Origin of the sequence: Streptomyces sp. NPDC048349 (genome assembly GCF_040651925.1) — a bacterium.
Classification (GTDB): Bacteria; Actinomycetota; Actinomycetes; order Streptomycetales; family Streptomycetaceae; genus Streptomyces.
Window position 1 is genome coordinate 1 of sequence record NZ_JBEZLA010000087.1, and the last position, 23,454, is coordinate 23,454.

Genomic DNA, 23,454 nt, shown 5'->3' on the forward strand with positions numbered 1-23,454 from the left:
TACGTCCAGTACGGGGGCATCCGGCCGGCACGCCGAGAGCACGCACCGGACACCGCTCCTTCACCACGGACCTCCGTCAGACACCCCCTAGGCGGGGTCGCCCCGGCCCGGTGCCGCCCCGCCCCGGGCCGGGCCCGGGAGGCCGCCTAGCCGCCGACGAGGGCGACTCCGGCGGCCCGGAGCTCCTCCAGGGCGCGCGCGGTGGTGTGCGGGGCCACGGAGGCCGTCAGGTCCAGCAGCACGCGGGTGGCGAAGCCGGCCCGGGCGGCGTCGAGCGCGGTGGCCCGGACGCAGTGGTCGGTGGCGATGCCGACCACGTCCACCTCGGTGACCTGCCGGTCCCGCAGCCAGCGGGCGAGGTCCGTCCCGTTCTCGTCACTGCCCTCGAAACCGCTGTACGCGGCTTCGTAGGCGCCCTTGTCGAAGACGGCGGCGACGGCGCCGGACGCGACGGCGGGGGCGAAGTTCGGGTGGAAGCCGACGCCCTCGGTCCCGGCGACGCAGTGGACGGGCCAGGAGGCCTCGTAGTCCGGCTCGGCAGGGGGACGGGCGAAGTGGCTGCCCGGATCGATGTGGTGGTCCCGGGTGGCGACCACGTGCCGGTAGCCGGCGGTGGCCTGCCCGATGAGCTCGGTGATGGCGGCGGCGACGTCGGCTCCGCCCGTCACTGCGAGGCTGCCGCCCTCGCAGAAGTCGTTCTGTACGTCGACGACGATCAGTGCGCGGTGCATGACGTGTCCTTCGGATCGGTGTCCAGTGTGCGGCGGCGGGCCCTGCGGAGGCTCTTCCCCCACCCCGCCCCTTCCCGAAACGGGGCCCCGCTCCCGGCGCCGTACGGCGCTACGCGTATTCGGTCGGGATCACGGCCTCGCCGCGCGAGAGCTGGGTCGCGGACAGGGGGAGCCCCGCGCGGGCCGCGCGGTGGCGCTCGCGGGCGGCCTCCAGCGGCTCGCGGGCGACGACCTCGCCGCCCTTGACCAGCTGCACGAGCAGCTGGGTGCCGGCCAGGGCGGAGGGGACCGGCCCGGTTCCGACCACCTCCGCCTCGGCGACGCCCTGCGCGTCCCGGCGGCGGGCCGCCCACTTGCGGCCGCCGATCGAGGTCTTGCCGCCCGAGGACTTCTTCGCCACCGGCGCCAGGGCGGCCTTCGGGTCCGCCGACGTCGCCCGCGCCACCAGCTTGTAGACCATCGAGCAGGTCGGGTGCCCGCTGCCCGTCACCAGCTGGGTGCCCACCCCGTACGCGTCCACCGGCGCCGCCGCCAGCGAGGCGATGGCGTACTCGTCCAGGTCGGAGGTGACCACGATCCGGGTGCCGGTGGCCCCCAGCTCGTCCAGCTGCTGGCGCACCCGGTGGGCCACCAGCAGCAGGTCGCCCGAGTCGATGCGGACCGCGCCCAGGTCCGTCCCGGCCACCTCCACGGCCGTCCGGACCGCCTCGGCGACGTCGTAGGTGTCCACCAGCAGGGTGGTCCCGCCGCCCAGCGAGGCCACCTGCGCCGTGAAGGCGTCCCGCTCGCTGTCGTGCAGCAGGGTGAAGGCGTGCGCGCTCGTACCGACCGTCGGGATGCCGTAGCGGAACCCGGCGGCCAGGTCCGAGGTGGAGGTGAAGCCGCCGACGTACGCGGCGCGGGAGGCGGCCACGGCGGCCAGCTCGTGCGTGCGCCGGGCGCCCATCTCGATCAGCGGCCGGTCGCCGGCCGCCGAGGACATCCGGGAGGCGGCCGCGGCGATGGCCGAGTCGTGGTTCAGGATCGACAGGATCACGGTCTCCAGCAGCACGCACTCGGCGAAGCTGCCCTCGACGCGCAGGATCGGCGAGCCGGGGAAGTAGACCTCCCCCTCCGGGTAGCCCCAGATGTCGCCGGAGAAGCGGTAGGAGGCCAGCCAGTCCAGGGTGCGCATGTCGACGACGGCCCGCTCGCGCAGGAAGTCCAGCACCGCGCCGTCGAAGCGGAAGTTCTCCACCGCATCGAGCCCCCGGCCGGTTCCGCCGACCACGCCGTAGCGGCGTCCTTCGGGCAGCCGCCGGGTGAAGACCTCGAAGACCGAGCGGCGGTCGGCCGTGCCGTTCGCCAGGGCGGCCTGCAGCATCGTCAGCTCGTAATGGTCCGTGAAGAGCGCTGTCGACGGCACGTCCACCGGCAGGCCCAGGTCCGCAGGGTTCATGTCACGGATGCTAGCGCACATTTCGTCAGAGTGACGAGATGTAGGGCCCGTTTGTGCGACGGGCCCGTCACGGTGGCAGCATGGGACAAGTGAGTGTTGCTCCCCTTGAGATCGAACGCACCGAGTCGGCCGAAGAGACCTTCGCGGTCCCCGAACCCGACGTCCCCTGGGTGACCCTGGTGCACAACGACCCGGTCAACCTCATGAGCTACGTGGCGTACGTGTTCCAGGCGTACTTCGGCTACTCGAAGGACGTGGCGCACAAGCTGATGCTCGACGTCCACCACAAGGGGCGGGCGGTCGTGTCCAGCGGCACCCGTGAGGAAATGGAGCGCGACGTGCAGGCCATGCACGGCTACGGCCTGTGGGCGACCCTCTCCCAGGACCGCACCTGATGGGCGGCACCTTCCAGCCCCTGAAGGGCGGCGGCGCCGCCATCGCGCTCGACGAGATCGAGATCTCGATCCTGCGCTCCCTGGCCGTCCAGCTGCTCGAGCTGATCGGCCCCGGCGAGCCCGAGCCCGCCGAGGACGCCGACCCGCTGGCCGCGCTGTTCGCCTCCGACGGCCCCACCGAGCCCCCCTCGGACCCGGCGCTGGCCCGGCTCTTCCCCGACGCCTACGGCGGCCCGGAGGGTCCCGGGGTCGAGGAGGACGCCGAGGAGCTGCGCGCACGCTCGGCGGAGTTCCGCCGCTTCACCGAGAACGACCTGCGCACCCGCAAGCGGGAGGACGCGCTGGCCGTCGTGCACAGCCTGGACCGGCTCACCCCGGCCGGCGACGGGGCGGCCGTGCTCGAGCTGACCGGCGAGCAGCCGCTGCGCTGGCTCGGCGCGCTCAACGACCTGCGCCTGACCATCGCGGCCCGGCTCGACATCACCGAGGACGACGACAGCGCGGCGCTGTTCCGGCTGCCGGACGACGACCCGCGCAAGCCGATGGTGATGGCGTACCTGTGGCTCGGCGGTCTCCAGGAGACCCTCATCGAAACCCTCTGAAGATCCTCAAGGACGCCCGCCGGGCGCGCGCCGTTCGCTCAGCGGACGCTCAAATCCGGATAACGATCAGATCACCGCGATGCGGTGGTCTGATCCATTTCAGGACCTATGTCCTGAATTTCACGTGTCGTGCGCCACATTGTCCTGCCCCGGTCACGGTTAAGCCCGTGATAAATCTTCACGACCGCCGCCGGGACGCCACCCCTGTCCCCGCGGCCTGCTTGAACCGGCGGACCGCCGGCGTGCAACTCCATCCGTATCCGGGGGGATCGAGGACCCGATCCGCAGCCAGCAGAAGGCGCGGGTCGGCGTGGAGAAAGGCGCACCAGACATGACCTCTGTGCAGGTCGAGCAGCACGGCAAGACGCCCGACGAGGGCGCGCGGGGCGAGGGCGAGGGCGGCGAGGGCTACCACCGCACACTCGGAGCCCGCCAGATCCAGATGATCGCGATCGGCGGAGCGATCGGCACCGGCCTCTTCCTGGGCGCCGGCAAGGCGATCTCCAAGGCCGGACCCAGCCTGATCCTGGCCTACGCCATCGCGGGCCTGGTCATCTTCTTCATCATGCGGGCCCTGGGCGAGCTGCTCATGTACCGCCCCGTCGCGGGCTCCTTCTCGGACTACGCCCGCGAGTTCCTCGGCCCCTTCTGGGGGTACGTGACCGGGTGGACGTACTGGCTCTTCTGGGTGGTCACCGGCATCACCGAGGTCACCGCGGCCGCGCAGTACATGGCGTACTGGACCCACGACAGCTTCCCGCAGTGGGCGTACGCGCTGATCTTCACCGTGATCCTCTACGGCGCCAACCTGATCTCCGTGAAGCTCTTCGGTGAGCTGGAGTTCTGGTTCTCCATGGTCAAGGTCACCGCCATCGTCGGCATGATCCTGATCTGCGCCGGCATCCTCACCATCGGGTTCTCCGACGCCGCCGACACCGCAACCGTCACCAACCTGTGGAACGACGGCGGCTTCTTCCCCAAGGGCATCGGCGGCACGCTGATGACCCTGCAGATCGTGATGTTCGCCTTCCTCGCCGTCGAGCTGGTCGGCGTCACCGCCGGCGAGTCCAAGGACCCCGAGAAGACCCTGCCCAAGGCCATCAACACCGTGCCGTGGCGCATCGCCGTCTTCTACGTCGGCGCGCTGATCATGATCCTGTCGGTCGTCCCGTGGACGCACTTCCAGCCGGGCGTCTCGCCCTTCGTCGCCGCCTTCGAGCGCATGGGCCTGGGCGTCGGCGCCGCGATCGTCAACTTCGTCGTGCTGACCGCGGCCCTCTCCTCCTGCAACTCGGGCATGTACTCCACCGGCCGCATGCTGCGCGACCTCGCGCTCAACGGCCAGGGCCCGAAGTTCTTCACCAAGCTGACCAAGAGCGGCACCCCGCTGATCGGCACCACGTTCTCCGCCGCGCTGATGCTGGTGGGCGTCTGGATCAACTACGTCGCCCCGGGCAAGGCCTTCGACTACGTCGTCTCCTTCGCCACCATCTCCGGCATGTGGGCCTGGATCATGATCCTGGTCTGCCAGATCCGCTACCGCGCCAAGGCCGACCGCGGCGAGCTGCCGCAGTCCGCCTTCCGGGCGCCGGGCGCCCCCTGGACGAGCTGGTTCGCCCTGCTCTTCATCGGCATGGTCATCGTGATGATGGGCATCGACAAGGACGCCCGCGTCTCGCTCTACTGCGCCCCGCTGTGGGGGCTGGTCCTGGGCCTGTCCTACCTGGCCCTGAAGTCCCGCAACCCGCGCGGCGCCGCCTTCACCAAGGCCTCCTGAACCAGGTCTGTCCAGCATTCGGGCCCGCCCGTACCACTCCTCGGTACGGGCGGGTCCGTCTGCTTATCCTGTCGCTCATGCTGACCCTCACCCAGGCCCTGTACGACCGGATCGTCGAGCACGCCCGCCAGGACCACCCCGACGAGGCGTGCGGCGTCGTGGCCGGCCCGGCGGGCACCGGCCGCCCCGAGCGCTTCATCCCGATGCTCAACGCGGCCCGGTCGCCCACGTTCTACGAGTTCGACTCGAAGGACCTGCTCAAGCTCTACCGCGAGCTGGACGACCGCGACGAGGACCCGGTGATCGTCTACCACTCGCACACCGCGACCGAGGCCTACCCCTCCCGCACGGACGTCACGTACGCGAACGAGCCCGAAGCGCACTACGTGGTGGTCTCGACGGCGGACAAGGACGGCCTCGGGGAGTTCCAGTTCCGCTCCTACCGCATCGTCGACGGCGTGATCACAGAGGAAGAAGTGCAGGTCGTCGAGGCCTACTGACCACCATGTGAGCACAAAGCGTCCACGATGCGGGATACCACTCCAAACGGGGGACCTGGAATCGTTAACATGACCGCATGGTTTCCCACGACGTGAGCATCGAGACGCCCGGCAGGCTGCTGCTCGTGGCGCGGCTGCACGTCGACCTGTGCCGCCTCGCCAGCGCGATCTGTCCCGCCGTCTGAGCACCAGAGCACCAGAGCCCTCTTGCGCGGGGGCCGACGAACCGCGCGCCTTCACGTACGCACGTATTCACGCCCTCCCTCACGACTGGAGCCAGCCATGGCCATCGAGGTCCGCATCCCGACCATCCTCCGCACCTACACCGACGGCGAGAAGGCCGTGTCCGGTGAGGGCGCCACCCTCGCCGACCTGTTCTCCGACCTCGAGACCCGGCACAAGGGCATCGAGGAGCGCATCGTCGACGGGGGCCAGCTGCGCCGCTTCGTGAACGTCTACCTCAACGACGAGGACGTCCGCTTCCTCGACGGCATCTCCACCGCGCTGAAGGACGGCGACAGCGTCACCATCCTTCCGGCCGTGGCCGGCGGCGCTGTCTGATGCGTTACGACTCCCCGCTGGCGGCGGTGGGCAACACGCCGCTGGTCCGGCTGCCCCGGCTCTCGCCCTCGGACGACGTCCGCATCTGGGCGAAGCTCGAGGACCGCAACCCGACCGGCTCGATCAAGGACCGCCCGGCGCTCCACATGGTCGAGCAGGCGGAGAAGGACGGCCGGCTCTACCCCGGCTGCACGATCCTGGAGCCCACCTCGGGCAACACCGGGATCTCCCTGGCGATGGCGGCCAAGCTCAAGGGCTACCGGATCGTCTGCGTAATGCCGGAGAACACCTCGCAGGAGCGGCGCGACCTGCTGGCCATGTGGGGAGCCGAGATCATCTCGTCGCCGGCGGCGGGAGGGTCCAACACCGCGGTGCGGGTGGCCAAGGAACTGGCGGCCGAGCACCCGGACTGGGTGATGCTCTACCAGTACGGAAACCCGGACAACGCGGGCGCCCACTACGCCACCACGGGCCCCGAAGTCCTCGCCGACCTCCCGTCCATCACGCACTTCGTGGCGGGTCTGGGCACGACCGGCACCCTGATGGGCGTCGGCCGCTACCTGCGCGAGCACGTGCCCGGCGTCAAGATCGTCGCGGCCGAGCCGCGGTACGACGACCTGGTGTACGGCCTGCGCAACCTGGACGAGGGCTTCGTCCCGGAGCTGTACGACGCCTCGGTGCTCACCACCCGCTTCTCGGTGGGCTCGGCGGACGCGGTCACCCGCACCCGCGAACTCCTCCAGCTGGAAGGCATCTTCGCGGGCGTCTCCACCGGGGCCGCGCTGCACGCGGCGATCGGCGTCGGCCGCAAGGCGGTGGCCGCGGGCGAATCCGCGGACATCGTCTTCGTCGTGGCCGACGGCGGCTGGAAGTACCTGTCGACGGGCGTCTACACCGCCGCGACGACCGAAGAGGCGATCGAGGTCCTCCAGGGCCAGCTCTGGGCGTAGCCCGGCCGCGCCCGGCCCTCCGCGGACCTGCGGGCCCGCTTCCCCGGCACGGGGGAGCGGGCCGCCGCGTTTCGGAGGCGGATTCCCCCGAATGGCCCCCGTAAGTCGCCGGGACGGCGGTACGGGTCGAGGCTGAACGTGCCCGACCGACCCCACAGAGAGGGTGGTGGCCCGATGACGACCACTCCCAACCCCGCGACCCCCGGTGCGACCGGCACTCCCCCTCCGGGGACCGCTTCCGCCTGGGCGGCGGGAGGCGCGATGTTCGCCGCCGTCCTGATGATGATCAACGGCATGTTCGCGATCTTCGAAGGCATCGCCGCGCTCGCCAAGGACGACGTCCTGTGGCGGGTCCGCACCTACACGTTCAAGTTCGACCTGACCGCCTGGGGCTGGATCCACCTCATCGTCGGCATCGTCGTCCTGATCGTCGGCATCGCGATCCTCAAGGGCACCACCTGGGGCCGGGCGCTCGGCATCGCCCTGACCGGGCTGATGATCGTCCTGCACTTCCTGTGGCTGCCCTACCAGCCGCTCTGGTCCCTGATCGCCATCGCGATCGGCGTGTTCGTGATCTGGGCCCTGTGCGTCGACCACAGCCCCCGCGCTTTCTGACCCCCCAAGGCCCCGCTGCGGGCCGGGACGCGATGGGGCGTCCCGGCCCGCGGCGGTCACCCGGGTTCCGCGCCCAGCAGCTCCGCGAGGACCGCGGCGTGGCCGGCCGCCGGGTCCTTGACCGCGGTCAGCAGCGTCAGCGGTCCCGCCGACGCCAGGTCCCGCAGCCGCTCCAGCTCCGCCACCGCCGCCGGCTGCGCCAGCTCCGCCTCGTACCGCCGCCGGAACTCCCCGGCGGAGCCGCCCGCGTGGAACCACTTGCGCAGCTCCGTCGACGGCGTCACGGCCCGCGGCCACTCGTCCACCGCGGCCGCCTCCTTCGCCAGCCCCCGCGGCCACAGCCGGTCCACGAGCACCCGCACCCCGTCCGCCCCCGGCTCCGGGGCGTCGTAGATCCGCCGGATCCGGATCACGGCCCGCCTCCCAGTCCCTTGACCTCGTCCCACACCGCCGGATCCAGCATGCCCGCCCGCCTGCCGAACTCCCACAGCGGCACCTCCTCCGGCCGGTCCGCCTCGAGGAAGGCCACCCGGCCCTGCGCCCCCACCGTGCCCGGCGGCAGCGGGATCACCCCGGCGCGCCGGTCGTCGTACTTCCCGCTGATCCACGCGACCCGCGCCCTGTGCCCCCGCACCTGCCCGACCGCCAGCACCAGGCAGATCCGGCCGTCCGCCAGGTACCACAGCTCACCCGGCCGGGGCCTCGGCTCCGGCCCCGGACCGTGCGCGGGCGCGGGCCCGGCCCGGCGGGGGAGCGTGCCCGGCCGGCCCCCGGCGACCAGCGCCACCACCGCCACGACCACGACCGCGGCCACCGCGGGCCACCAGGACGTGTCCATGTTTCGACCGTAGCCGTGCGGGAACGCCCCGGCATGGCAACGCCCGTGCCCACCGTCGCTCCCCCGGGTGACAGCACAGGTGATTCCCCCCACAACGGCCCGCCGCGGAGGAGCGACCAGTCGTTTCGCGCCTTACGCTCGACCCACGCACGGCCCGCATTCCGTCCACGGACCGTCCACGGAGGTTCACGCTCCATGAAGCTCACCGTCGTCGGCTGCTCCGGCTCGTTCCCGTCCGCGGAATCGGCCTGTTCGAGCTACCTCGTCGAGGCCGACGGCTTCCGGCTGCTCCTCGACATGGGCAACGGCGCCCTCGGCGATCTCCAGCGCCACATCGGCCTCTACGACCTCGACGCGATCTTCCTGAGCCACCTGCACGCCGATCACTGCATCGACATGTGCGCGTACTTCGTCGCGCGCTACTACCGGCACGAGGGCGGCCGCTGCGGCACCATCCCCGTCTACGGCCCCGAGGGCACCGAGAAGCGCCTGACCGCCGCCTACGACGACGTCCCCGACGAGCGCTCGATGAGCGAGGTCTTCGACTTCCGCACCCTGAAGTCCGGCAGCTTCGAGATCGGCCCCTTCCAGGTCCGCACCGAGCGGGTCAGCCACCCCGTGGAGTCGTACGGCATCCGCGTCGAGCACGGCGGACGCTCCCTCACGTACTCCGGCGACACCGGAACCTGCCCCGAGCTCGGCCTCCTCGCCGAGGGCACCGACCTCTTCCTGTGCGAGGCCTCCTTCACGCACGGCAAGGAGGACATCCCCGGCCTCCACCTCAACGGCCGGGAAGCCGGGCAGTACGCCCAGGGCGGCGGGGTCGGCCGGCTCGTCCTCACCCACATCCCGCCGTGGACGGACCCCCGGCAGAACCTGGCCGACGCCCGCGCGGTCTACACGGGCCCGGTCGACCTGGCCTACGCGGGCGCCGTCTACGAGGTCTGAGCCCGTCCGCCTTTGCGGACCGGGCCGGCCGCAGGCAGCGCGGACAGGCCGAAGCCCCTGCCTTCCGGAGGGAAAGGCAGGGGCTTCGGACCCGATGACGGTGCGTGCGCGCAGGCCTACTTCGCCTCGGCCTTCGCCAGCTCGGCGAGCTCCTCGTCGGACTCGCGGCCCGGGGTGGGCAGGTTGAACTTCGTGATCGCGAAGCGGAAGACGAAGTAGTAGACCACCGCGAAGCACAGGCCGATGCCGGCCAGGCCCCACGGGTTGTTCGCGATGCCCAGGTTCAGCAGGAAGTCGACCGCGCCGGCGGAGAAGCCGAAGCCGTCCCGCATGCCGAGGGCCCAGGTCAGCGCCATGGAGACACCGGTGAGGACCGCGTGGATCGCGTAGAGCACCGGGGCGATGAACATGAAGGTGAACTCGATCGGCTCGGTCACACCGGTGACGAAGGCGGTGAGCGCGAGGGAGAACATCATGCCGCCGACGACCTTGCGGCGCTCGGGGCGGGCGCAGTGGACGATGGCGAGGCAGGCCGCCGGGAGGGCGAACATCATGATCGGGAAGAAGCCGGTCATGAACTGTCCGGCGCTCGGGTCGCCGGCGAGGAAGCGCGCGATGTCGCCGTGGACGGGGCCGCCCGCACCCTCGAACGTACCGGCCTGGAACCACGGGAAGGAGTTGAGCAGGTGGTGCATGCCGATCGGGATGAGCGCACGGTTGGCGACACCGAAGATGCCCGCGCCGACGGAGCCGGAACCGACCAGCCACTCACCGAGGTTGTGCAGACCCGTACCCAGGACCGGCCAGATGAGACCGAAGACGATACCGGTGACCAGACCCGCGAGGGCGGAGAGGATGGGGACGAGGCGGCGGCCGCCGAAGAAGCCCGCCCAGTCCGGCAGCTTGGTCCGGTAGAACTTCTGGTACAGCAGGGCGGTGATGACACCCATCACGACACCGCCGAGCACGCCGGCGTTGACCGCGGCGTCCACCATGACGATCTTGCCGCCGACCACCTTGGCGACCTGGGGCAGGTTGCTGTCGGTGAAGGTGGCGAGCACCTTCTGGAAGACCAGGTAACCGGTGACTGCCGCCAGCGCGGTCGAGCCGTCCGACTTCTTGGCGAAGCCGATCGCGATGCCGACGGCGAAGAGCAGCGCCATGTTGTCGAGGATCGCGCCACCACCGGCGGCCATGTATCCGGCGATCTTGAGGACGAACGTCGGGAAGACGTCCTTGTCGCCGAGCATGTCGTCGGCGCCCAGGCGGAGCAGCAGTGCGCCGGCGGGCAGCACCGCAACGGGGAGCATGAGGCTCCGGCCGATGCGCTGCATGACGGCCATCACGCCAGCGCCCTTCTTCTTTTCAGCCGCGGGGGCGGCAGCCGTGGACACAACTTCCTCCAGTGGGCAAGGCGCCGCCGGAGGGAAACGGGGGACGGCGACGTCTCAGAAAGGGGGGAACGCGGGCCAGACAGGCCTGCGTGGTCTACACCAATGGGTGGTGTAGACCAGTTGTAACACGGTGAGGGATAGATAAGGAACCTTCGATTTCCTGTGGTCTACACCACACGGCTCCCGGGCACGGCCAAAGCCCCCGGATCCGCAGATCCGAGGGCCTGGAGGGCCGGGCCGAAGCACCCGGCGGACCGCCGTGCGGCGCGCGCTACGCCTTGACGTTGTCCTTCTGCATCTCCTCGATCTCCTCGTCCGACTCCCGGCCCGGCGTCTTGATGTCGAACTTCGTGATCGCGAAACGGAAGACGGCGTAGTAGACGACCGCGAAGCACATCCCGATCGGGATGATCAGCCAGGGCCTCGTCGCCAGGCTCCAGTTGATCAGGTAGTCGATCAGACCCGCCGAGAAGCTGAAGCCGTCGTGCACGCCCAGCGCCCACGTCACCGCCATCGACACCCCCGTCAGCACCGCGTGCACCGCGTAGAGCGCCGGCGCCACGAACAGGAAGGAGTACTCCAACGGCTCGGTGATGCCCGTGACGAACGAGGTCAGGCCGACCGACAGCATCAGGCCCCCGACCTCCTTGCGCCGCAGCGGCTTCGCGCAGTGCGTGATCGCCAGCGCCGCCGCCGGGAGGGCGAACATCATGATCGGGAAGAAGCCGGACAGGAACAGGCCCGCGTCCGGGTCGCCGTTCAGGAACATGTTGATGTCGCCGTGGTACGTCTTCCCGTCCGCCGCGGTGAACGAGCCGAACTGGAACCAGATCGGCACGTTGAGGAACTGGTGCAGCCCGATCACCAGCAGCGCGCGGTTGGCCACGCCGAAGATCCCGGCGCCCCACGAGCCCAGCCCGATCAGCCAGTCGGAGAAGCTCTCCAGCCCGTCACCGATCGGCGGCCAGACGAACAGGCAGATCACCGCGAAAACGATCGCGACGAAGGACATGATGATCGGGACCAGCCGGCGGCCGTTGAAGAAGCCCAGCCAGTCCACCAGCTTCACCCGGTGGTAGCGCTGCCAGAACCATGCCGCCAGCAGGCCCATCACGATGCCGCCGAACACCCCCGGGTTCTGGTAGGTGAACCCCTGGAAGGTGTCCGTCGGCGTCAGGCAGCCGCCCCCGATGTCCTTCGTCCCCGGCGGGCAGTCCTTCGGGAAGGCGTGCAGCACCCCCCGGTAGACCAGGAAGCCCGCCACCGCGGCCAGCGCGGTCGAGCCGTCCGCCTTCTTCGCCATGCCGATCGCGACGCCGATGCAGAACAGCAGGGGCAGGCCGAGGTCGGCGTCGAGCAGGGCGCTACCCGCCCCCGCCATCACCTTGGCCACGCTCGTCCAGTTCAGTCCGTCCTTGCCGAAGACGTCCGGCTGGCCGAGCCGGTTCAGGATGCCCGCCGCGGGCAGGACGGCGATCGGCAGCTGCAGGCTGCGGCCCATCTTCTGCAGCCCTTGGAACAAGCCGTTCCACCGCTGGGGGCGTGGCTCTGCTGCGGCGCTGCTCGCGCTCATCGGCGTCCTCCCTGACCGGCCCGTTTTGGCAGTTGCGGCACGTGCGGCACACTGGTGTAGACCAGTTGTGGGGCAGGCTGCTGCTGATCATCATCATTCGGCAGATATCGGTCATGTGCTCGCGTAGCTGGGCCAACCGTGCGTTACCGTGACGAAGCGGACTGCATGGAGAGTTGTCCACCCTTCAGGGAGAAACACATGGCCACCAAGGCTGAGAAGATCGTCGCCGGGCTCGGCGGGATCGACAACATCGAAGAAGTCGAAGGCTGCATCACCCGCCTGCGCACCGAGGTCCACGACGCGAGCCTGGTCGACGAAGCCGCCCTGAAGGCCGCCGGCGCCCACGGCGTCGTCAAGATGGGCACCGCCGTCCAGGTCGTCATCGGCACCGACGCCGACCCGATCGCCGGCGAGATCGAAGACATGATGTGAGCTGAGCCCACCCGCTCACCGCACGCACACGGACCCCGTCCCGCACCCGCCGGACGGGGTCCTCGCGTTCCTCCACAGGGACTAGGCTCGGAGCCATGTCTCGCATCGACGGCCGTACGCCCGAACAGCTCCGCCCGGTCACCATCGAACGCGGATGGAGCAAGCACGCCGAAGGCTCCGTCCTCATCTCCTTCGGAGACACCAAGGTCTTCTGCACCGCCTCCTTCAGCGAAGGCGTCCCGCGCTGGCGCAAGGGCAGCGGCGAAGGCTGGGTCACCTCCGAGTACTCGATGCTGCCCCGCTCCACCAACACCCGCGGCGACCGCGAATCCGTCCGCGGCAAGATCGGCGGCCGCACTCACGAGATCTCCCGCCTCATCGGCCGCTCGCTGCGCGCCGTCATCGACTACAAGGCCCTCGGCGAGAACACCATCGTCCTGGACTGCGACGTCCTCCAGGCCGACGGCGGCACCCGCACCGCCGCGATCACCGGCGCCTACGTCGCCCTCGCCGACGCCGTCGCCTGGGGCCAGCAGAAGAAGCTGATCAAGGCCGGACGCAAGCCGCTCACCGGCACCGTCGCCGCCGTCAGCGTCGGCATCGTCGACGGCGAACCCCTCCTCGACCTCTGCTACGAGGAGGACGTGCGCGCCGAGACCGACATGAACGTCGTCTGCACCGGCGACGGCCGCTTCGTCGAGGTCCAGGGCACCGCCGAAGGCGAGCCCTTCGACCGCAAGGAGCTCAACGCCCTCCTGGACCTCGCGGCCGGAGGCTGCGCGGACCTGGAAGCCATCCAGCGGGGTGCGCTGGAACTGTAGGCGCCCCGTTCCGCGTCTGGCAGGGTACGGGCGCACGGTGTCACAGCCGTGCGCCCGTCCACGTATCCACGTCCTTGGGGGACCGAAGATGAAGCTCCGCATAACCGCCGTGGCACTGGCCGCCGCCCTCACCGTCCCGGCCCTCACCTCCTGTGACGCGATTTCCACGGCGATGGACTGCGCGAACACGGCGGTCGCCATCACGGAAGGCGTGTCCGACCTCTCCGAGGCGGTCTCCAACGCGGGCAACAGCCCGCAGGACGCCCAGAACGCCCTCAACCAGATCGACGCCAACCTCAAGAAGATCGGCGACCAGACGGACAACACCGACCTGGGCAAGGCCATCGACTCGATGACCACGGCCGTCAAGAACGTCCGCACCGCCATCGAACAGGGCAACCCCACCCCGGACATCAAGCCGGTCGCCGGCGCCGCCTCCGAGCTCTCGAAGGTCTGCACGCCCGGATAATGAGGCCATGACCTCGACGCCCAGCCGCCTGATCCTGGCCACCCGCAACGCGGGCAAAGTCTCCGAACTCCACGCCATCCTGTCCGACGCCGGCCTGCCGCACGAGCTGGTCGGCGCGGACGCGTACCCGCAGATCCCGGACGTCAAGGAAACCGGCGTCACCTTCGCCGAGAATGCCCTCCTCAAGGCCCACGCGCTGGCCCGGGCCACCGGCCTGCCGGCGGTCGCCGACGACTCCGGCCTGTGCGTGGACGTCCTGGGCGGCGCCCCCGGCATCTTCTCCGCCCGCTGGGCCGGCACCCACGGCGACGACGAGGCGAACCTGCGCCTCCTGCTGTCCCAGCTCGGGGACATCGACGACGCCCACCGCGGCGCCCACTTCTTCTGCGCGGCGGCCCTGGCCCTGCCGGACGGCACCGAACGCGTCGTCGAGGGCCGCCTCCTGGGCACCCTGCGCCACGCCCCGTCGGGTACGGGAGGCTTCGGCTACGACCCGATCCTCCAGCCCCTCGGCGAGTCCCGCACATGCGCGGAACTCACCCCGGCGGAGAAGAACGCCATCTCCCACCGCGGCCAGGCCTTCCGCGCCCTGGTCCCGGTGGTCCGCGAACTCCTGGGCTGAGCCGTACGCGCCGGGGCCCGTACGCAGCTGCGTACGGGCCCCGGCGCGTGACGTGCGGTTGGGGGGACTCGAACCCCCACGGGTTTTACCCCACTGGGACCTAAACCCAGCGTGACTGCCAATTCCACCACAACCGCGACATGTTGCCCTATTCGGACATCAAGCCCGTCCGGGCTGGGGTCATTCTATGGGGGAGCCGGGCGCGGTGGCGGTTCCGGGGCGACGATTCGGGCATCACGCGGCCGATGGCCGATACGGCACGTTCGGCCCGACGAACGGGGCGACCCGCACCGGTTGGGTGCGGGTCGCTGTGGCGGGACAGGGCTGGGTCAGATGCCCAGGTCCTTGATGATCTTGGCTACGTGGCCCGTGGCCTTGACGTTGTAGAAGGCGTGCTCCACCTTGCCGTCCTCGTCCACGACCACCGTCGAGCGGATGACGCCCGTCACCGTCTTGCCGTAGAGCTTCTTCTCGCCGTACGCGCCGTAGGCGGTCAGGGTCTCCTTCTCCGGGTCGCTGACCAGGGTGACCTTCAGGTGCTCCTTCTCGCGGAACTTCGCGAGCTTCTCCGGCTTGTCCGGGGAGACGCCGATGACGTCGTAGCCGGCCGTCGCCAGGACGTCCAGGTTGTCCGTGAAATCGCAGGCCTGCTTGGTGCAGCCCGGCGTCATCGCGGTCGGGTAGAAGTAGACGATCACCTTGCGCCCCTTGTGGGCGGCCAGCGAGACCTCGTTGCCGTCCGCGTCGGGCAGGGTGAAGGCGGGGGCGGTGTCGCCCGGCTGAAGTCGCTCGCTCATGTCGGCAGTCTCCTCGGGAGGGGATCGGTACCACATGAGCCTAAGCTGACGGAGCTGACAGACTGTCCATGACGGATCACGCCCACAGACGACACGACGACGGAGGCAGCGCGGTGCCGGAAGCCAGGACCCCCGCACAGATCGAGGCGGACATCGTCCGCCGCCGTGAGCAGCTCGCCGAGACGCTCGACGAGATCGGCGTGCGCATGCACCCGAAGACGATCATCGGGGACGCGAAGGCCAGGGTCGCCTCCACGGTCGACCACACCGCCGGGCGCGCGTACGTCACGGTGAACCGTCTCGTGACGGACGTGAAGGCCGGTCTGTGCCACGAGGACGGGGCGCCGCGCGTCGACCGGATCGTGCCCATCGCGCTGCTCGCGGCCGGTGTGGTCGGGCTGCTGGTGGTCTCGGCGCGGCGCAGGCGCTGATGACCCTGCGCAGCGCGGGCCCGAGGAGGACAGGTAGGTTCGAGGCGTGAGCGAGAACACCACCCACGACAAGCTGCCCATCCGGATGCTGCACGACCGCGTGCTCGTGAAGTCCGATCTGCCGGAGGGCGAGCGCCGCTCGGGCGGCGGCATCCTCATTCCGGCGACGGCCGCGGTGGGCAAGCGGCTGGCCTGGGCGGAGGTGGTCGCGGTCGGGCAGAACGTACGGAGCGTGGAGCCCGGTGACCGGGTGCTGTACGACCCCGAGGACCGGGCCGAGGTCGAGGTACGGGGGGCGACGTACGTGCTCATGCGCGAGCGCGACCTGCACGCCGTGGCGGCCGAGCGGCTGGAGGGGTCGAAGGACTCCACCGGTCTTTATCTCTGATACCGAGACCTGCAAGATCTCCGTAGATCGTCGTTCTGGGGCTGGTGGCCGAGGTCACCGGCCCCTTTCGCTGTCCTTTGCTAGGTTTGAGGGGAACCCGACGAGACGCGCCGTACCGGGTACGACAAGACGACGCACCCCGTATCGCTCGATGTCTCGGAGGTGCCGTCATGGCATGGGTTCTGCTGCTCCTCGCCGGTCTGCTCGAGGTCGGCTGGTCGATCGGCATGAAGTTCACCGAAGGTTTCACCCGGCTGTGGCCCAGCGTGTTCACGGGCGCCGGGATCGTCGCGAGCATGGTGCTGCTGTCCTACGCCGCGAAGACCCTGCCCATCGGTACCGCGTACGGCGTGTGGGTGGGCATCGGTGCCGCGGGTGCGGCCGTGCTCGGTATGGCGGTGCTGGGTGAGCCCGTCACCGCCGCCCGGATCTTCTTCATCTGTCTGCTGCTGGTCGCCGTGGTGGGGCTGAAGGCCACCTCCGGGCACTAGGGGGTGTCTGACGGAGGTCCGCGGCGTCGCGGTGCCCGGCACGCACTCTCGCCGCACCGGCCGAAAGCCCAAGTACGTCCAGTACAGGGGCATCCGGCCGGCACGCCGAGAGCACGCACCGGACACCGCTCCTTCACCAAGGACCTCCGTCAGACACCCCCTAGCCGGCGCCCGTGGGCGGGCACTGGCGGGGCCACCGGCGGGCACTGGCGGGCACGGCTACTCGAGGAAAGCCGAGGGGGGTCGCGGACCTCCCGTCGCGCCTGCGGCCGCGCCCGCGCCGGCGTCGGCGCCTGCGGCCGCGCCCTGGGTGCCCTGGGTCGTGCCGGCCTGGGTGCCCGTGGAGGTGCCGCCCTGCTCGCCCTGGGTGGTGCCGCCGTTGTCCTGGCCCCCTTGGTTGCGGCCGCCGTTGTCCTGGCCCCCCTGGTTGCGGCCGCCGTTGTCCTGACCGCCCTGGTTCTGGCCGCCCGGCGGGGTCGGTCGCGTGGGGCGGGTGGGGCGGCCGGAAGGGGTCGGGGTGCCGTCTCCGGGTGTCGGCTCCTGCGGGGGGAACGGTTCGAAGCTGGGTGGCGGCGGGGGCTGGGACGCGCCGGGCTGGAGTTCCAGGTCGAAGTCGACGGGGTCGGTGCCCTCCAGGGCGGTCTTCGTGTACGCGGCCCAGATCCGGGCCGGGTAGCCGCCTCCGCCGATACGGGACTCCCCGAGGGCGTTGTAGAGCGACTCCAGGCCGCCGGTGTCCGGGTCCTGGCCCATCATCGCGACGACCGTGACCAGGTCCGGGGTGTAGGCGGCGAACCAGGCGGAGCGGTCCAGTTCGCCGGTGCCGGTCTTGCCGGCGGCCGGGTGGCCTGCGGCGAGGGCGGCGGTGCCGGTGCCGTTGTCGACGACGCTGACGAGCATGGAGGTGGTGGTGTCCGCGGCTTCGCGACTGACGGCCTGGGTGGGGGTGCGCTCGGGCAGGGCGATCGTGTCGTCCTCCTTGGTGATCTTTTCCAGGAAGGTGTAGGGGGTGCGGCGGCCGTGGTCCGCGAGGGTGGCGTACGCCTGGGTCATGTCCAGGACGCTGGCTTGCAGGGTGCCGAGCGCCATGGCGGGGACGGGTTCGAAGTTGGGGGTGTTCTCGGGGATCCCGAGGGCGACGGCCGTCTCCTTGACCTTGAGGGTGCCGACGTCGACGGCCATCTGCGCGTACACGGCGTTGACGGAGAGGTCGGTGGCGGTGTTGACGGTGATGTTCCCGTAGGAGATCTGGCCCTCGTTCTCGGGGGCGAAGCGGATCCGGCCGCCGACGACCGGGCGCCTGTTGTCGCCGTTGTAGATCGTGTAGGGGGTGATCCGGCGGCCGTCCTGGGTGCGGGAGCCGTTCTCGACGGCGGCGGCGAAGACGAAGGGTTTGAAGGTGGAGGCGACCTGGTAGTCGTGCCGGGTCGCGTTGTTGACGTACTGCTTGGTGTAGTCGATGCCGCCGTAGAGGGCGACGACCTTGCCGGTGGCCGGGTCGATGGAAACGCCGCCGGCCCGGACCACGCGGTCCGCCTTGCGCTTCTGCGGGTCGAGTTTGGCGACCATCTGGTCGTCGACGGCTTCGACGAAGGCGTTCTGGCGGCGTCTGTCGATGGTGGTGGTGATGCGGTAGCCGCCCTCGGCGAGGGTCTTGTCGTCGAGGATCTCGTTCTCGGTGATGTAGTCCTTGATCGCCTCCACGAGGTATCCGCGCTGGCCGGACAGTCCGGCGGCCGCGCGGACCTTGCCCGGTTCGGGGAACCGGGTGGTGGCCCGTTCGGCGGCCGGCAGCCAGTCCTTCTTGACCATGCCGTCGAGCACGTAGTTCCAGCGGGCGAGGGCGCGGGGGCGGCCCTGGGGGTGGGAGACGACGTCGAAGGCGCTGGGGGAGTTGAGGAGGGTGGCCAGGTAGGCGCCCTCGGCGGTGGTGAGTTCGCCGACGTCCTTGCCGTAGTAGGCCTGGGAGGCGGCCTGGATGCCGTACGCGTTGCGGCCGAAGTAGCTGGTGTTCAGGTATCCCTCGAGGATGTAGTCCTTCGACTTCTCGCGGCCGAGTTTGATCGCGATGAAGAACTCCTTGACCTTCCGTTTGATCGTCTGTTCCTGGCCCAGGTAATAGTTCTTGACGTACTGCTGGGTGATCGTCGAGCCCGACTGGGTGCCCTTGCCGGTCGCGGTGTTCCAGGCGGCGCGGAGCATCGCCTTCGGGTCCACGGCCCGTTCGGAGTAGAAGTCCCGGTCCTCGGCGGCCAGCACGGCCCGCTGGACGGTCCTCGGGATCTGCGAGAGCGGGACGTTGACGCGGTTGACCTCGCCGTCGCGGGCGAGCTGGGAGCCGTCGGAGTAGAGGTAGACGTTCGACTGGGCGGTCGCGGCGGCGTTGGCCGGCGGGATGTCCACCAGCAGGTACCCGGCGACGAGGGCGCCGCCGAGCAGCAGGGCGAGCAGCAGGACGGTGCCCAGGACCATGCGCCAGGTGGGCACGAGGCGGCGCCAACCGGTCCGCGGGCGCCGGGCCTTCTTGCCGGGCTTCGCCCCGGCAACCGTCCCGGGCTGTGCGCCGGCCCGTGTGCCCGACCGGGTGCCGGGCGTCCTGCCCGGCCCGGGGGACGCCGCCGCGGGCGGTCCGTCGGGCGTGTCCGGGTCGCGAGGGGTCCAGCCCGGGGGTGGTGACTGGTCGCTCATCTCCAGGGCTCCTCGACGCCGTGCGAAATATCCACTTCTGTACCTCATGGTGTCTACCCGATTGGCCGCCGATTCCGCTCCGGACGGGGATAAACCGGTCGCGTGGCTCGCCCCTCCGCACTAAGCTCGCGCGCTTTGGCCGACGTAGGAACGACCGGGGAAACGGAGGGATACGGTGCGTCAGAAACTGCGGCAGCGAGTCCTGCACGGGGTGCCGCTCTACCTGGCGGTCGCTGCAGGAGGGTTCCGGCGCTACGCCACCTACGGGACGGCCACCGCGGCCGGGGTGTTCACCAACACCGTGTTCGGCTTCATCGTGGCGTACAGCTACATCGCCCTGTGGGACGAGCGGCCCGGGCTCGGCGGCTACGACCAGGCGCAGGCCCTGACCTTCGTATGGGTGAGCCAGTCGCTGCTCGCCGCAGGGGCGTTGATCGGGGGCGGTTTCCAGGAGACGTTCCAGGAGCGCGTCCGTACGGGTGACATCGCCGTCGACCTGTACCGGCCGGCGGACCTCCAGCTGTGGTGGCTCGCCGCCGACCTGGGGCGGGCCGCCTTCCAGTTGGCGGGGCGCGGGGTGGTGCCGCTGGCGGCCGGGGCGCTGGCCTTCCCGCTGGCGCTGCCCGCCGATCCGGCCCGCTGGCTGCTGTTCCTGGTCTCGGTCGTGCTGGGGCTGGTGGTGAGTTTCGGGTTGCGCTACCTGCTGGGGCTCGCCGCGTTCTGGCTGATGGACGGGTCCGGGATCAATCTGATGGCGCAGGTCGTCACGGTGTTCTTCTCCGGGGTGCTGCTGCCGCTGACCGTGTTCCCCGGCGGGTTCGGGGAGTTGGTGCGGAGCCTGCCGTGGGCGGCGATGCTCCAGGTTCCGATGGACGTGCTGCTCGGGAAGCACTCCGGGGCCGGGAGCGCCGCGGGAGCGCTGGGGTTCCAGGCCGGGTGGGCGTGCGTACTGCTGGGCGTGGGGCGGCTGTTGCAGGCGGCGGCGACGCGGAAGGTGGTGGTCCAGGGTGGCTGAGGCGGTCCTGGAGCGGGAACCGGAACCGGAGCGGGAACCGGAGCGGGAGGGGGAGGGGGAGCCGAGGTCGACCAGGGCGCAGGGGACGCGGGAGCGGGAGCGGGAGCCGGAGCGGGAGCGGGAGTTCGCGGCCGTGGCGGTGCCGCGGCGCGGCCGGGTCCGGGAGGGGCTGCGCGGCTACGGGCTGATCGCGGCGATGTGGATCCGGTCGACCATGACCTACCGGACCTCCTTCTTCCTCTCGGTGTTCGGGAACGCGGCGATCCAGCTGCTCGACTTCGTCGGCATCTGGATCATGTTCCAGCACGTGGACGCACTGGGCGGCTTCACGCTGCCCGAGATCGCCCTGCTGTACGGATCCTGCTCGGCCTCGCTGGGACTGGCCGACCTGCTGCTCGGCAACACCGACCGGATCGGCCTGCGGGTCCGCGACGGCTCGCTCGACACCATGCTGGTGCGCCCGGTTCCGGTGCTCGCGCAGGTCGCGGCGGACCGGTTCGCGCTGCGCCGGCTGGGGCGCATCGGGCAGGGGCTGGTGGTGCTGGGCTGGGCGGTGGCCGTGCTGGACGTGGACTGGTCGGCCGGGAAGGTGCTCCTGGTTCCGGTCATGATCGTGGCCGGGGCGGCGATCTTCGCGGCGGTGATGGTGGCCGGCGCCGCGTTCCAGTTCGTGGCCGGGGATGCGGCGGAGGTGCAGAACTCCTTCACGTACGGCGGGAACGCGATGCTCCAGTACCCTCCGACGATCTTCGCGAAGGACCTGCTGCGCGGGGTGACCTTCATCGTCCCGCTGGCCTTCGTCAACTGGCTGCCGGCGCTGCACGTGCTGGGGCGGCCCGACCCGCTGGGGCTGCCGTGGTGGGTCGCGTACCTGAGCCCGCTGGTGGCCTTCGTGGTGTTCCTGCCCGCGTCGCTGGCGTGGCGCGCGGGAGTCCGTTCGTACCGAAGCACGGGGAGCTAACTGTGTCGGATCCGGCTGTGTCGGACGCGCTGATCTCGCTGGACGGGGTCGAGAAGGTCTTTGACGTACGGCGCCGCGCAGGCTGGATGCGCCGGGAGAAACACCAGGTCAGGGCGGTGGACGGGCTCAGCTTCGAGGTGGCGCGGGGCGAGGTGGTCGGCTACATCGGGCCCAACGGCGCGGGGAAGTCGACCACGATCAAGATGCTGACCGGCATCCTGACGCCCAGCGGCGGCCGGCTACGGGTCGCGGGCATCGACCCGGCGCGGGAGCGGATGCGGCTCGCGCACCGGATCGGGGTGGTGTTCGGGCAGCGCACGACGCTGTGGTGGGACCTGCCGCTGAAGGACTCGTACGGTCTGATGCGGCGGATGTACCGGATTCCGCGGGCGCGGTACGAGGAGAACCTCGAGCGCTGCGTGGAACGGCTGGACCTGGCCGAGCTGATGGACGTACCGGTACGCCAGCTGTCACTGGGGCAGCGGATGCGCGGGGACATCGCGGCGGCGCTGCTGCACGATCCGGACGTGCTGTACCTGGACGAGCCGACGATCGGGCTCGACGTGGTGAGCAAGGCGAAGGTACGGGGCTTCCTGCGGCAGTTGAACGCGGAGCTCGGCACGACGGTGCTGCTGACCACGCACGACCTCCAGGACATCGAGCAGCTCTGCGAGCGGGTGATGGTGATCGACCACGGGCGGCTGATGTATGACGGGCCGCTGGCCGGGCTGCACGCGGCGGGGGCGGCGGGGGAGAGCGAGCGGACGCTGGTGATCGACCTGGAGCGGGAGCTCGGGCCGATCGAGGTGGCGGGCGCGCGGGTGGTGAAGGTGGACGGGCCACGGCAGTGGCTGGCGTTCCCGGCGGGGGCTTCGGCCGCGCCGCTGGTCGCGGCGGTGGCGGCGCGGTATCCGCTGCTGGACCTGTCGGTGCGGGAACCGGACATCGAGGACGTGATTGCGCGGATGTACGCGGGGCGGGAGTAGCGGGGCGGGAGGAGCGGGGCGCGGCGGGCGCGGCGGGCGCGCGGGGAAGGGGGCGGCGGGGCGGGTGGCCGGGCGGGGTGGCCGGGCGGGGGTTGAATCAGGGGCAACCCGGAGGGGGACAGGGGTTCAAGCCGTACAACTCCCGGGGTTCCCTGCATAGTCTGGTCCGCATGAGTGACGAGCGGCCGGAGAAGCCGTTGCCGGAGCTGAGGGCGTCGGACGCCGACCGGGACCGGGTGGTGGAGCGTCTGCGGGACGCCGTCGCCGAGGGCCGGCTCGACATGGAGGAGTTCGAGGAGCGGCTGGAGGCGGCGTACACGTCCCGTACGTACGCCGAACTGGAACCGCTGACGCGGGACCTGCCGGCAGCGGGGGGCGCGGCGCCGCTCGCGGCGCCCGTGGGTGCCGCCGGTTCGTCCTGGCCGGCGCGGATCGGCGGCCGGGGGACATCGACGAACGCGGTCGCGGTCATGTCGGGGTTCCAGCGCAAGGGAGTGTGGACGGTGCCCGCCCGCTTCGACGCGGTGGCGTTCTGGGGCGGCGGCGAGCTGGACCTGCGCGAGGCGAACTTCGCGGAGCGCGAGGTGGTGATCAACTGCGTGGCGATCATGGGCGGCATCCAGATCACCGTGCCGCCGGGCGTGGAGGTGGACGTACGGGGCTTCGGCCTGATGGGCGCCTTCGACCAGCGCGACAGCCCGGGCCCGGCGGAACCGGGCGCCCCGCGGGTGGTCGTGACGGGACTGGCCTTCTGGGGCGGCGTCGAGATCAAGGTCAAGCCCCCGAAGCACCCCCCGTCGGGCCCGTCCCTGCGCAAACAGCTGTAGCGCGGGCCCGAGGCGGCGCCGGGGCTGCCTGCGGGGGCGCCAAGCTGCCTGCGGGGGCGCCCGAGGGCGCCCGCCGTGCGCTGCCCGGAGCCGCCAGTCTGCCGCGGCGGACTCCTGCTCCTCGCCCTGTTCGAACGGCACCCGGCCCCCGGCCAGCTCGTCATGGACGGCATCGCCGTGGACCCCGCCCTGCGCGGCCGCGGC

28 protein-coding genes, 1 tRNA gene, 1 pseudogene and 1 riboswitch are annotated in these 23,454 nt (G+C 70.7%); of the genes and pseudogenes, 21 read left to right on the plus strand and 9 right to left on the minus strand.

Annotated features, from left to right (window positions below; all coding sequences use genetic code 11):
- Nucleotides 1-146: 146 nt before the first annotated feature.
- On the minus strand, nucleotides 147-731 hold the full coding sequence (locus AB0D44_RS31365) for an isochorismatase family protein (protein ID WP_362597310.1): 585 nt from the start codon (nucleotides 729-731) through the stop codon (nucleotides 147-149).
- A gap of 109 nt (nucleotides 732-840) precedes the next feature.
- Nucleotides 841-2,169 (minus strand): nicotinate phosphoribosyltransferase, encoded by a 1,329-nt coding sequence (locus tag AB0D44_RS31370; protein ID WP_362597313.1) that lies wholly within the window; start codon nucleotides 2,167-2,169, stop codon nucleotides 841-843.
- 80 nt (nucleotides 2,170-2,249) lie between these two features.
- On the opposite strand from AB0D44_RS31370, the gene clpS reads away from it, so the two are divergent.
- The 8 genes from clpS (at nucleotide 2,250) to AB0D44_RS31410 (ending at nucleotide 7,569) form a co-directional block, all read left to right on the plus strand.
- Nucleotides 2,250-2,564 carry an ATP-dependent Clp protease adapter ClpS gene (gene clpS / locus AB0D44_RS31375; RefSeq protein WP_362597316.1) on the plus strand — a complete coding sequence of 105 codons (315 nt, stop codon included), beginning with the start codon at nucleotides 2,250-2,252 and terminating at the stop codon, nucleotides 2,562-2,564.
- Nucleotides 2,564-3,166, plus strand: a complete 603-nt coding sequence (locus tag AB0D44_RS31380) for a DUF2017 domain-containing protein (protein ID WP_362597319.1) — start codon at nucleotides 2,564-2,566, stop codon at nucleotides 3,164-3,166. The genes clpS and AB0D44_RS31380 overlap by 1 nt, the downstream gene beginning before the upstream one ends.
- A 331-nt stretch (nucleotides 3,167-3,497) precedes the next feature.
- Nucleotides 3,498-4,943, plus strand: a complete 1,446-nt coding sequence (locus AB0D44_RS31385) for an amino acid permease (RefSeq protein ID WP_362597322.1) — start codon at nucleotides 3,498-3,500, stop codon at nucleotides 4,941-4,943.
- A gap of 77 nt (nucleotides 4,944-5,020) precedes the next feature.
- Nucleotides 5,021-5,443 carry a M67 family metallopeptidase gene (locus AB0D44_RS31390; RefSeq protein WP_362597325.1) on the plus strand — a complete coding sequence of 141 codons (423 nt, stop codon included), beginning with the start codon at nucleotides 5,021-5,023 and terminating at the stop codon, nucleotides 5,441-5,443.
- Nucleotides 5,444-5,520: 77 nt separating this feature from the next.
- Nucleotides 5,521-5,628, plus strand: coding sequence for a putative leader peptide (locus AB0D44_RS31395; RefSeq protein ID WP_312847437.1), 108 nt, complete (start codon nucleotides 5,521-5,523; stop codon nucleotides 5,626-5,628).
- 97 nt (nucleotides 5,629-5,725) lie between these two features.
- Nucleotides 5,726-6,004, plus strand: coding sequence for a MoaD/ThiS family protein (locus AB0D44_RS31400; RefSeq protein ID WP_362597328.1), 279 nt, complete (start codon nucleotides 5,726-5,728; stop codon nucleotides 6,002-6,004).
- Nucleotides 6,004-6,954, plus strand: a complete 951-nt coding sequence (locus tag AB0D44_RS31405) for a cysteine synthase (RefSeq protein ID WP_362597331.1) — start codon at nucleotides 6,004-6,006, stop codon at nucleotides 6,952-6,954. Before AB0D44_RS31400 ends, AB0D44_RS31405 begins: the two co-directional genes overlap by 1 nt.
- Before the next feature lie 174 nt (nucleotides 6,955-7,128).
- Nucleotides 7,129-7,569 (plus strand): hypothetical protein, encoded by a 441-nt coding sequence (locus tag AB0D44_RS31410; RefSeq protein ID WP_362597334.1) that lies wholly within the window; start codon nucleotides 7,129-7,131, stop codon nucleotides 7,567-7,569.
- A gap of 56 nt (nucleotides 7,570-7,625) precedes the next feature.
- Here AB0D44_RS31410 and AB0D44_RS31415 read toward each other — a convergent pair whose 3' ends face one another.
- Both AB0D44_RS31415 and AB0D44_RS31420 read right to left on the minus strand, forming a co-directional pair.
- On the minus strand, nucleotides 7,626-7,982 hold the full coding sequence (locus tag AB0D44_RS31415; protein WP_362597337.1) for a DUF488 family protein: 357 nt from the start codon (nucleotides 7,980-7,982) through the stop codon (nucleotides 7,626-7,628).
- A complete protein-coding gene (locus AB0D44_RS31420; protein ID WP_362597340.1) occupies nucleotides 7,979-8,407 on the minus strand; it encodes a hypothetical protein in 429 nt (142 codons plus the stop codon). The genes AB0D44_RS31415 and AB0D44_RS31420 overlap by 4 nt, the downstream gene beginning before the upstream one ends.
- Before the next feature lie 195 nt (nucleotides 8,408-8,602).
- On the opposite strand from AB0D44_RS31420, the gene AB0D44_RS31425 reads away from it, so the two are divergent.
- The gene (locus AB0D44_RS31425; RefSeq protein ID WP_362597343.1) at nucleotides 8,603-9,355 is read left to right on the plus strand and encodes an MBL fold metallo-hydrolase; all 753 of its coding nucleotides are present in this window, start codon (nucleotides 8,603-8,605) and stop codon (nucleotides 9,353-9,355) included.
- 116 nt (nucleotides 9,356-9,471) lie between these two features.
- Here the strand turns inward: AB0D44_RS31425 and AB0D44_RS31430 are convergent, their stop codons facing one another.
- Entirely contained in the window at nucleotides 9,472-10,698 is a 1,227-nt protein-coding gene (locus tag AB0D44_RS31430; RefSeq protein WP_362597345.1) for a PTS transporter subunit EIIC, read from the minus strand.
- A gap of 322 nt (nucleotides 10,699-11,020) precedes the next feature.
- Entirely contained in the window at nucleotides 11,021-12,322 is a 1,302-nt protein-coding gene (locus AB0D44_RS31435) for a PTS transporter subunit EIIC (RefSeq protein ID WP_362597348.1), read from the minus strand.
- Nucleotides 12,323-12,520: 198 nt separating this feature from the next.
- Between AB0D44_RS31435 and AB0D44_RS31440 the strand changes: the two genes are divergently transcribed.
- The 4 genes from AB0D44_RS31440 to rdgB all read left to right on the plus strand — a co-directional run bounded on the left by AB0D44_RS31440 (nucleotide 12,521) and on the right by rdgB (nucleotide 14,666).
- The gene (locus AB0D44_RS31440) at nucleotides 12,521-12,754 is read left to right on the plus strand and encodes a PTS glucose/sucrose transporter subunit IIB (protein ID WP_362597351.1); all 234 of its coding nucleotides are present in this window, start codon (nucleotides 12,521-12,523) and stop codon (nucleotides 12,752-12,754) included.
- A 95-nt stretch (nucleotides 12,755-12,849) separates the two neighbouring features.
- Nucleotides 12,850-13,575: a ribonuclease PH gene (gene rph, locus AB0D44_RS31445; protein ID WP_266609580.1), complete on the plus strand. Its 726-nt coding sequence runs from the start codon at nucleotides 12,850-12,852 to the stop codon at nucleotides 13,573-13,575.
- An 88-nt stretch (nucleotides 13,576-13,663) separates the two neighbouring features.
- The gene (locus AB0D44_RS31450; RefSeq protein WP_362597354.1) at nucleotides 13,664-14,044 is read left to right on the plus strand and encodes a hypothetical protein; all 381 of its coding nucleotides are present in this window, start codon (nucleotides 13,664-13,666) and stop codon (nucleotides 14,042-14,044) included.
- Between the two features lie 7 nt (nucleotides 14,045-14,051).
- Nucleotides 14,052-14,666 (plus strand): RdgB/HAM1 family non-canonical purine NTP pyrophosphatase, encoded by a 615-nt coding sequence (gene rdgB / locus AB0D44_RS31455; RefSeq protein ID WP_362597357.1) that lies wholly within the window; start codon nucleotides 14,052-14,054, stop codon nucleotides 14,664-14,666.
- A 53-nt stretch (nucleotides 14,667-14,719) separates the two neighbouring features.
- Here rdgB and AB0D44_RS31460 read toward each other — a convergent pair.
- A tRNA-Leu gene (locus tag AB0D44_RS31460) sits at nucleotides 14,720-14,803 on the minus strand.
- Nucleotides 14,804-14,995: 192 nt separating this feature from the next.
- Nucleotides 14,996-15,463 (minus strand): thioredoxin-dependent thiol peroxidase, encoded by a 468-nt coding sequence (gene bcp, locus AB0D44_RS31465; protein WP_362597360.1) that lies wholly within the window; start codon nucleotides 15,461-15,463, stop codon nucleotides 14,996-14,998.
- A 68-nt stretch (nucleotides 15,464-15,531) separates the two neighbouring features.
- Between bcp and AB0D44_RS31470 the strand changes: the two genes are divergently transcribed.
- The 3 genes from AB0D44_RS31470 (at nucleotide 15,532) to AB0D44_RS31480 (ending at nucleotide 16,773) form a co-directional block, all read left to right on the plus strand.
- Nucleotides 15,532-15,894 (plus strand): DUF3618 domain-containing protein, encoded by a 363-nt coding sequence (locus tag AB0D44_RS31470; RefSeq protein WP_362597363.1) that lies wholly within the window; start codon nucleotides 15,532-15,534, stop codon nucleotides 15,892-15,894.
- A gap of 46 nt (nucleotides 15,895-15,940) precedes the next feature.
- Nucleotides 15,941-16,282 carry a co-chaperone GroES gene (locus AB0D44_RS31475; RefSeq protein ID WP_030239046.1) on the plus strand — a complete coding sequence of 114 codons (342 nt, stop codon included), beginning with the start codon at nucleotides 15,941-15,943 and terminating at the stop codon, nucleotides 16,280-16,282.
- 69 nt (nucleotides 16,283-16,351) lie between these two features.
- Nucleotides 16,352-16,421: riboswitch (guanidine-III (ykkC-III) riboswitch) on the plus strand.
- A 31-nt stretch (nucleotides 16,422-16,452) separates the two neighbouring features.
- Nucleotides 16,453-16,773 carry a multidrug efflux SMR transporter gene (locus tag AB0D44_RS31480; RefSeq protein WP_030026576.1) on the plus strand — a complete coding sequence of 107 codons (321 nt, stop codon included), beginning with the start codon at nucleotides 16,453-16,455 and terminating at the stop codon, nucleotides 16,771-16,773.
- Nucleotides 16,774-16,992: 219 nt separating this feature from the next.
- Here AB0D44_RS31480 and AB0D44_RS31485 read toward each other — a convergent pair whose 3' ends face one another.
- Nucleotides 16,993-19,461 (minus strand): transglycosylase domain-containing protein, encoded by a 2,469-nt coding sequence (locus tag AB0D44_RS31485; RefSeq protein ID WP_362597366.1) that lies wholly within the window; start codon nucleotides 19,459-19,461, stop codon nucleotides 16,993-16,995.
- Between the two features lie 211 nt (nucleotides 19,462-19,672).
- On the opposite strand from AB0D44_RS31485, the gene AB0D44_RS31490 reads away from it, so the two are divergent.
- From AB0D44_RS31490 to AB0D44_RS31510, 5 genes and pseudogenes are all read left to right on the plus strand, one after another.
- Complete coding sequence (locus tag AB0D44_RS31490; RefSeq protein ID WP_362597374.1) at nucleotides 19,673-20,476, plus strand: ABC-2 family transporter protein; 804 nt, start codon at nucleotides 19,673-19,675, stop codon at nucleotides 20,474-20,476.
- 133 nt (nucleotides 20,477-20,609) lie between these two features.
- Nucleotides 20,610-21,437 carry an ABC transporter permease gene (locus AB0D44_RS31495; RefSeq protein WP_362597377.1) on the plus strand — a complete coding sequence of 276 codons (828 nt, stop codon included), beginning with the start codon at nucleotides 20,610-20,612 and terminating at the stop codon, nucleotides 21,435-21,437.
- Between the two features lie 2 nt (nucleotides 21,438-21,439).
- Entirely contained in the window at nucleotides 21,440-22,423 is a 984-nt protein-coding gene (locus AB0D44_RS31500) for an ATP-binding cassette domain-containing protein (protein WP_362597369.1), read from the plus strand.
- A 170-nt stretch (nucleotides 22,424-22,593) separates the two neighbouring features.
- Complete coding sequence (locus tag AB0D44_RS31505) at nucleotides 22,594-23,250, plus strand: DUF1707 domain-containing protein (RefSeq protein WP_362597371.1); 657 nt, start codon at nucleotides 22,594-22,596, stop codon at nucleotides 23,248-23,250.
- A 111-nt stretch (nucleotides 23,251-23,361) separates the two neighbouring features.
- A pseudogene (locus tag AB0D44_RS31510) lies at nucleotides 23,362-23,454 on the plus strand (molybdopterin-guanine dinucleotide biosynthesis protein MobC); the annotation flags it as partial.

Coding starts and splice junctions, on each gene's coding strand:
- AB0D44_RS31365 (WP_362597310.1), bottom strand. CDS start 731: ATGCACCGCGCACTGATCGTCGTCGACGTACAGAACGACTTCTGCGAG.
- AB0D44_RS31370 (WP_362597313.1), bottom strand. CDS start 2,169: ATGAACCCTGCGGACCTGGGCCTGCCGGTGGACGTGCCGTCGACAGCG.
- clpS (WP_362597316.1), top strand. CDS start 2,250: ATGGGACAAGTGAGTGTTGCTCCCCTTGAGATCGAACGCACCGAGTCG.
- AB0D44_RS31380 (WP_362597319.1), top strand. CDS start 2,564: ATGGGCGGCACCTTCCAGCCCCTGAAGGGCGGCGGCGCCGCCATCGCG.
- AB0D44_RS31385 (WP_362597322.1), top strand. CDS start 3,498: ATGACCTCTGTGCAGGTCGAGCAGCACGGCAAGACGCCCGACGAGGGC.
- AB0D44_RS31390 (WP_362597325.1), top strand. CDS start 5,021: ATGCTGACCCTCACCCAGGCCCTGTACGACCGGATCGTCGAGCACGCC.
- AB0D44_RS31395 (WP_312847437.1), top strand. CDS start 5,521: ATGGTTTCCCACGACGTGAGCATCGAGACGCCCGGCAGGCTGCTGCTC.
- AB0D44_RS31400 (WP_362597328.1), top strand. CDS start 5,726: ATGGCCATCGAGGTCCGCATCCCGACCATCCTCCGCACCTACACCGAC.
- AB0D44_RS31405 (WP_362597331.1), top strand. CDS start 6,004: ATGCGTTACGACTCCCCGCTGGCGGCGGTGGGCAACACGCCGCTGGTC.
- AB0D44_RS31410 (WP_362597334.1), top strand. CDS start 7,129: ATGACGACCACTCCCAACCCCGCGACCCCCGGTGCGACCGGCACTCCC.
- AB0D44_RS31420 (WP_362597340.1), bottom strand. CDS start 8,407: ATGGACACGTCCTGGTGGCCCGCGGTGGCCGCGGTCGTGGTCGTGGCG.
- AB0D44_RS31425 (WP_362597343.1), top strand. CDS start 8,603: ATGAAGCTCACCGTCGTCGGCTGCTCCGGCTCGTTCCCGTCCGCGGAA.
- AB0D44_RS31430 (WP_362597345.1), bottom strand. CDS start 10,698: ATGGCCGTCATGCAGCGCATCGGCCGGAGCCTCATGCTCCCCGTTGCG.
- AB0D44_RS31435 (WP_362597348.1), bottom strand. CDS start 12,322: ATGAGCGCGAGCAGCGCCGCAGCAGAGCCACGCCCCCAGCGGTGGAAC.
- AB0D44_RS31440 (WP_362597351.1), top strand. CDS start 12,521: ATGGCCACCAAGGCTGAGAAGATCGTCGCCGGGCTCGGCGGGATCGAC.
- rph (WP_266609580.1), top strand. CDS start 12,850: ATGTCTCGCATCGACGGCCGTACGCCCGAACAGCTCCGCCCGGTCACC.
- AB0D44_RS31450 (WP_362597354.1), top strand. CDS start 13,664: ATGAAGCTCCGCATAACCGCCGTGGCACTGGCCGCCGCCCTCACCGTC.
- rdgB (WP_362597357.1), top strand. CDS start 14,052: ATGACCTCGACGCCCAGCCGCCTGATCCTGGCCACCCGCAACGCGGGC.
- bcp (WP_362597360.1), bottom strand. CDS start 15,463: ATGAGCGAGCGACTTCAGCCGGGCGACACCGCCCCCGCCTTCACCCTG.
- AB0D44_RS31470 (WP_362597363.1), top strand. CDS start 15,532: ATGACGGATCACGCCCACAGACGACACGACGACGGAGGCAGCGCGGTG.
- AB0D44_RS31480 (WP_030026576.1), top strand. CDS start 16,453: ATGGCATGGGTTCTGCTGCTCCTCGCCGGTCTGCTCGAGGTCGGCTGG.
- AB0D44_RS31485 (WP_362597366.1), bottom strand. CDS start 19,461: ATGAGCGACCAGTCACCACCCCCGGGCTGGACCCCTCGCGACCCGGAC.
- AB0D44_RS31505 (WP_362597371.1), top strand. CDS start 22,594: ATGAGTGACGAGCGGCCGGAGAAGCCGTTGCCGGAGCTGAGGGCGTCG.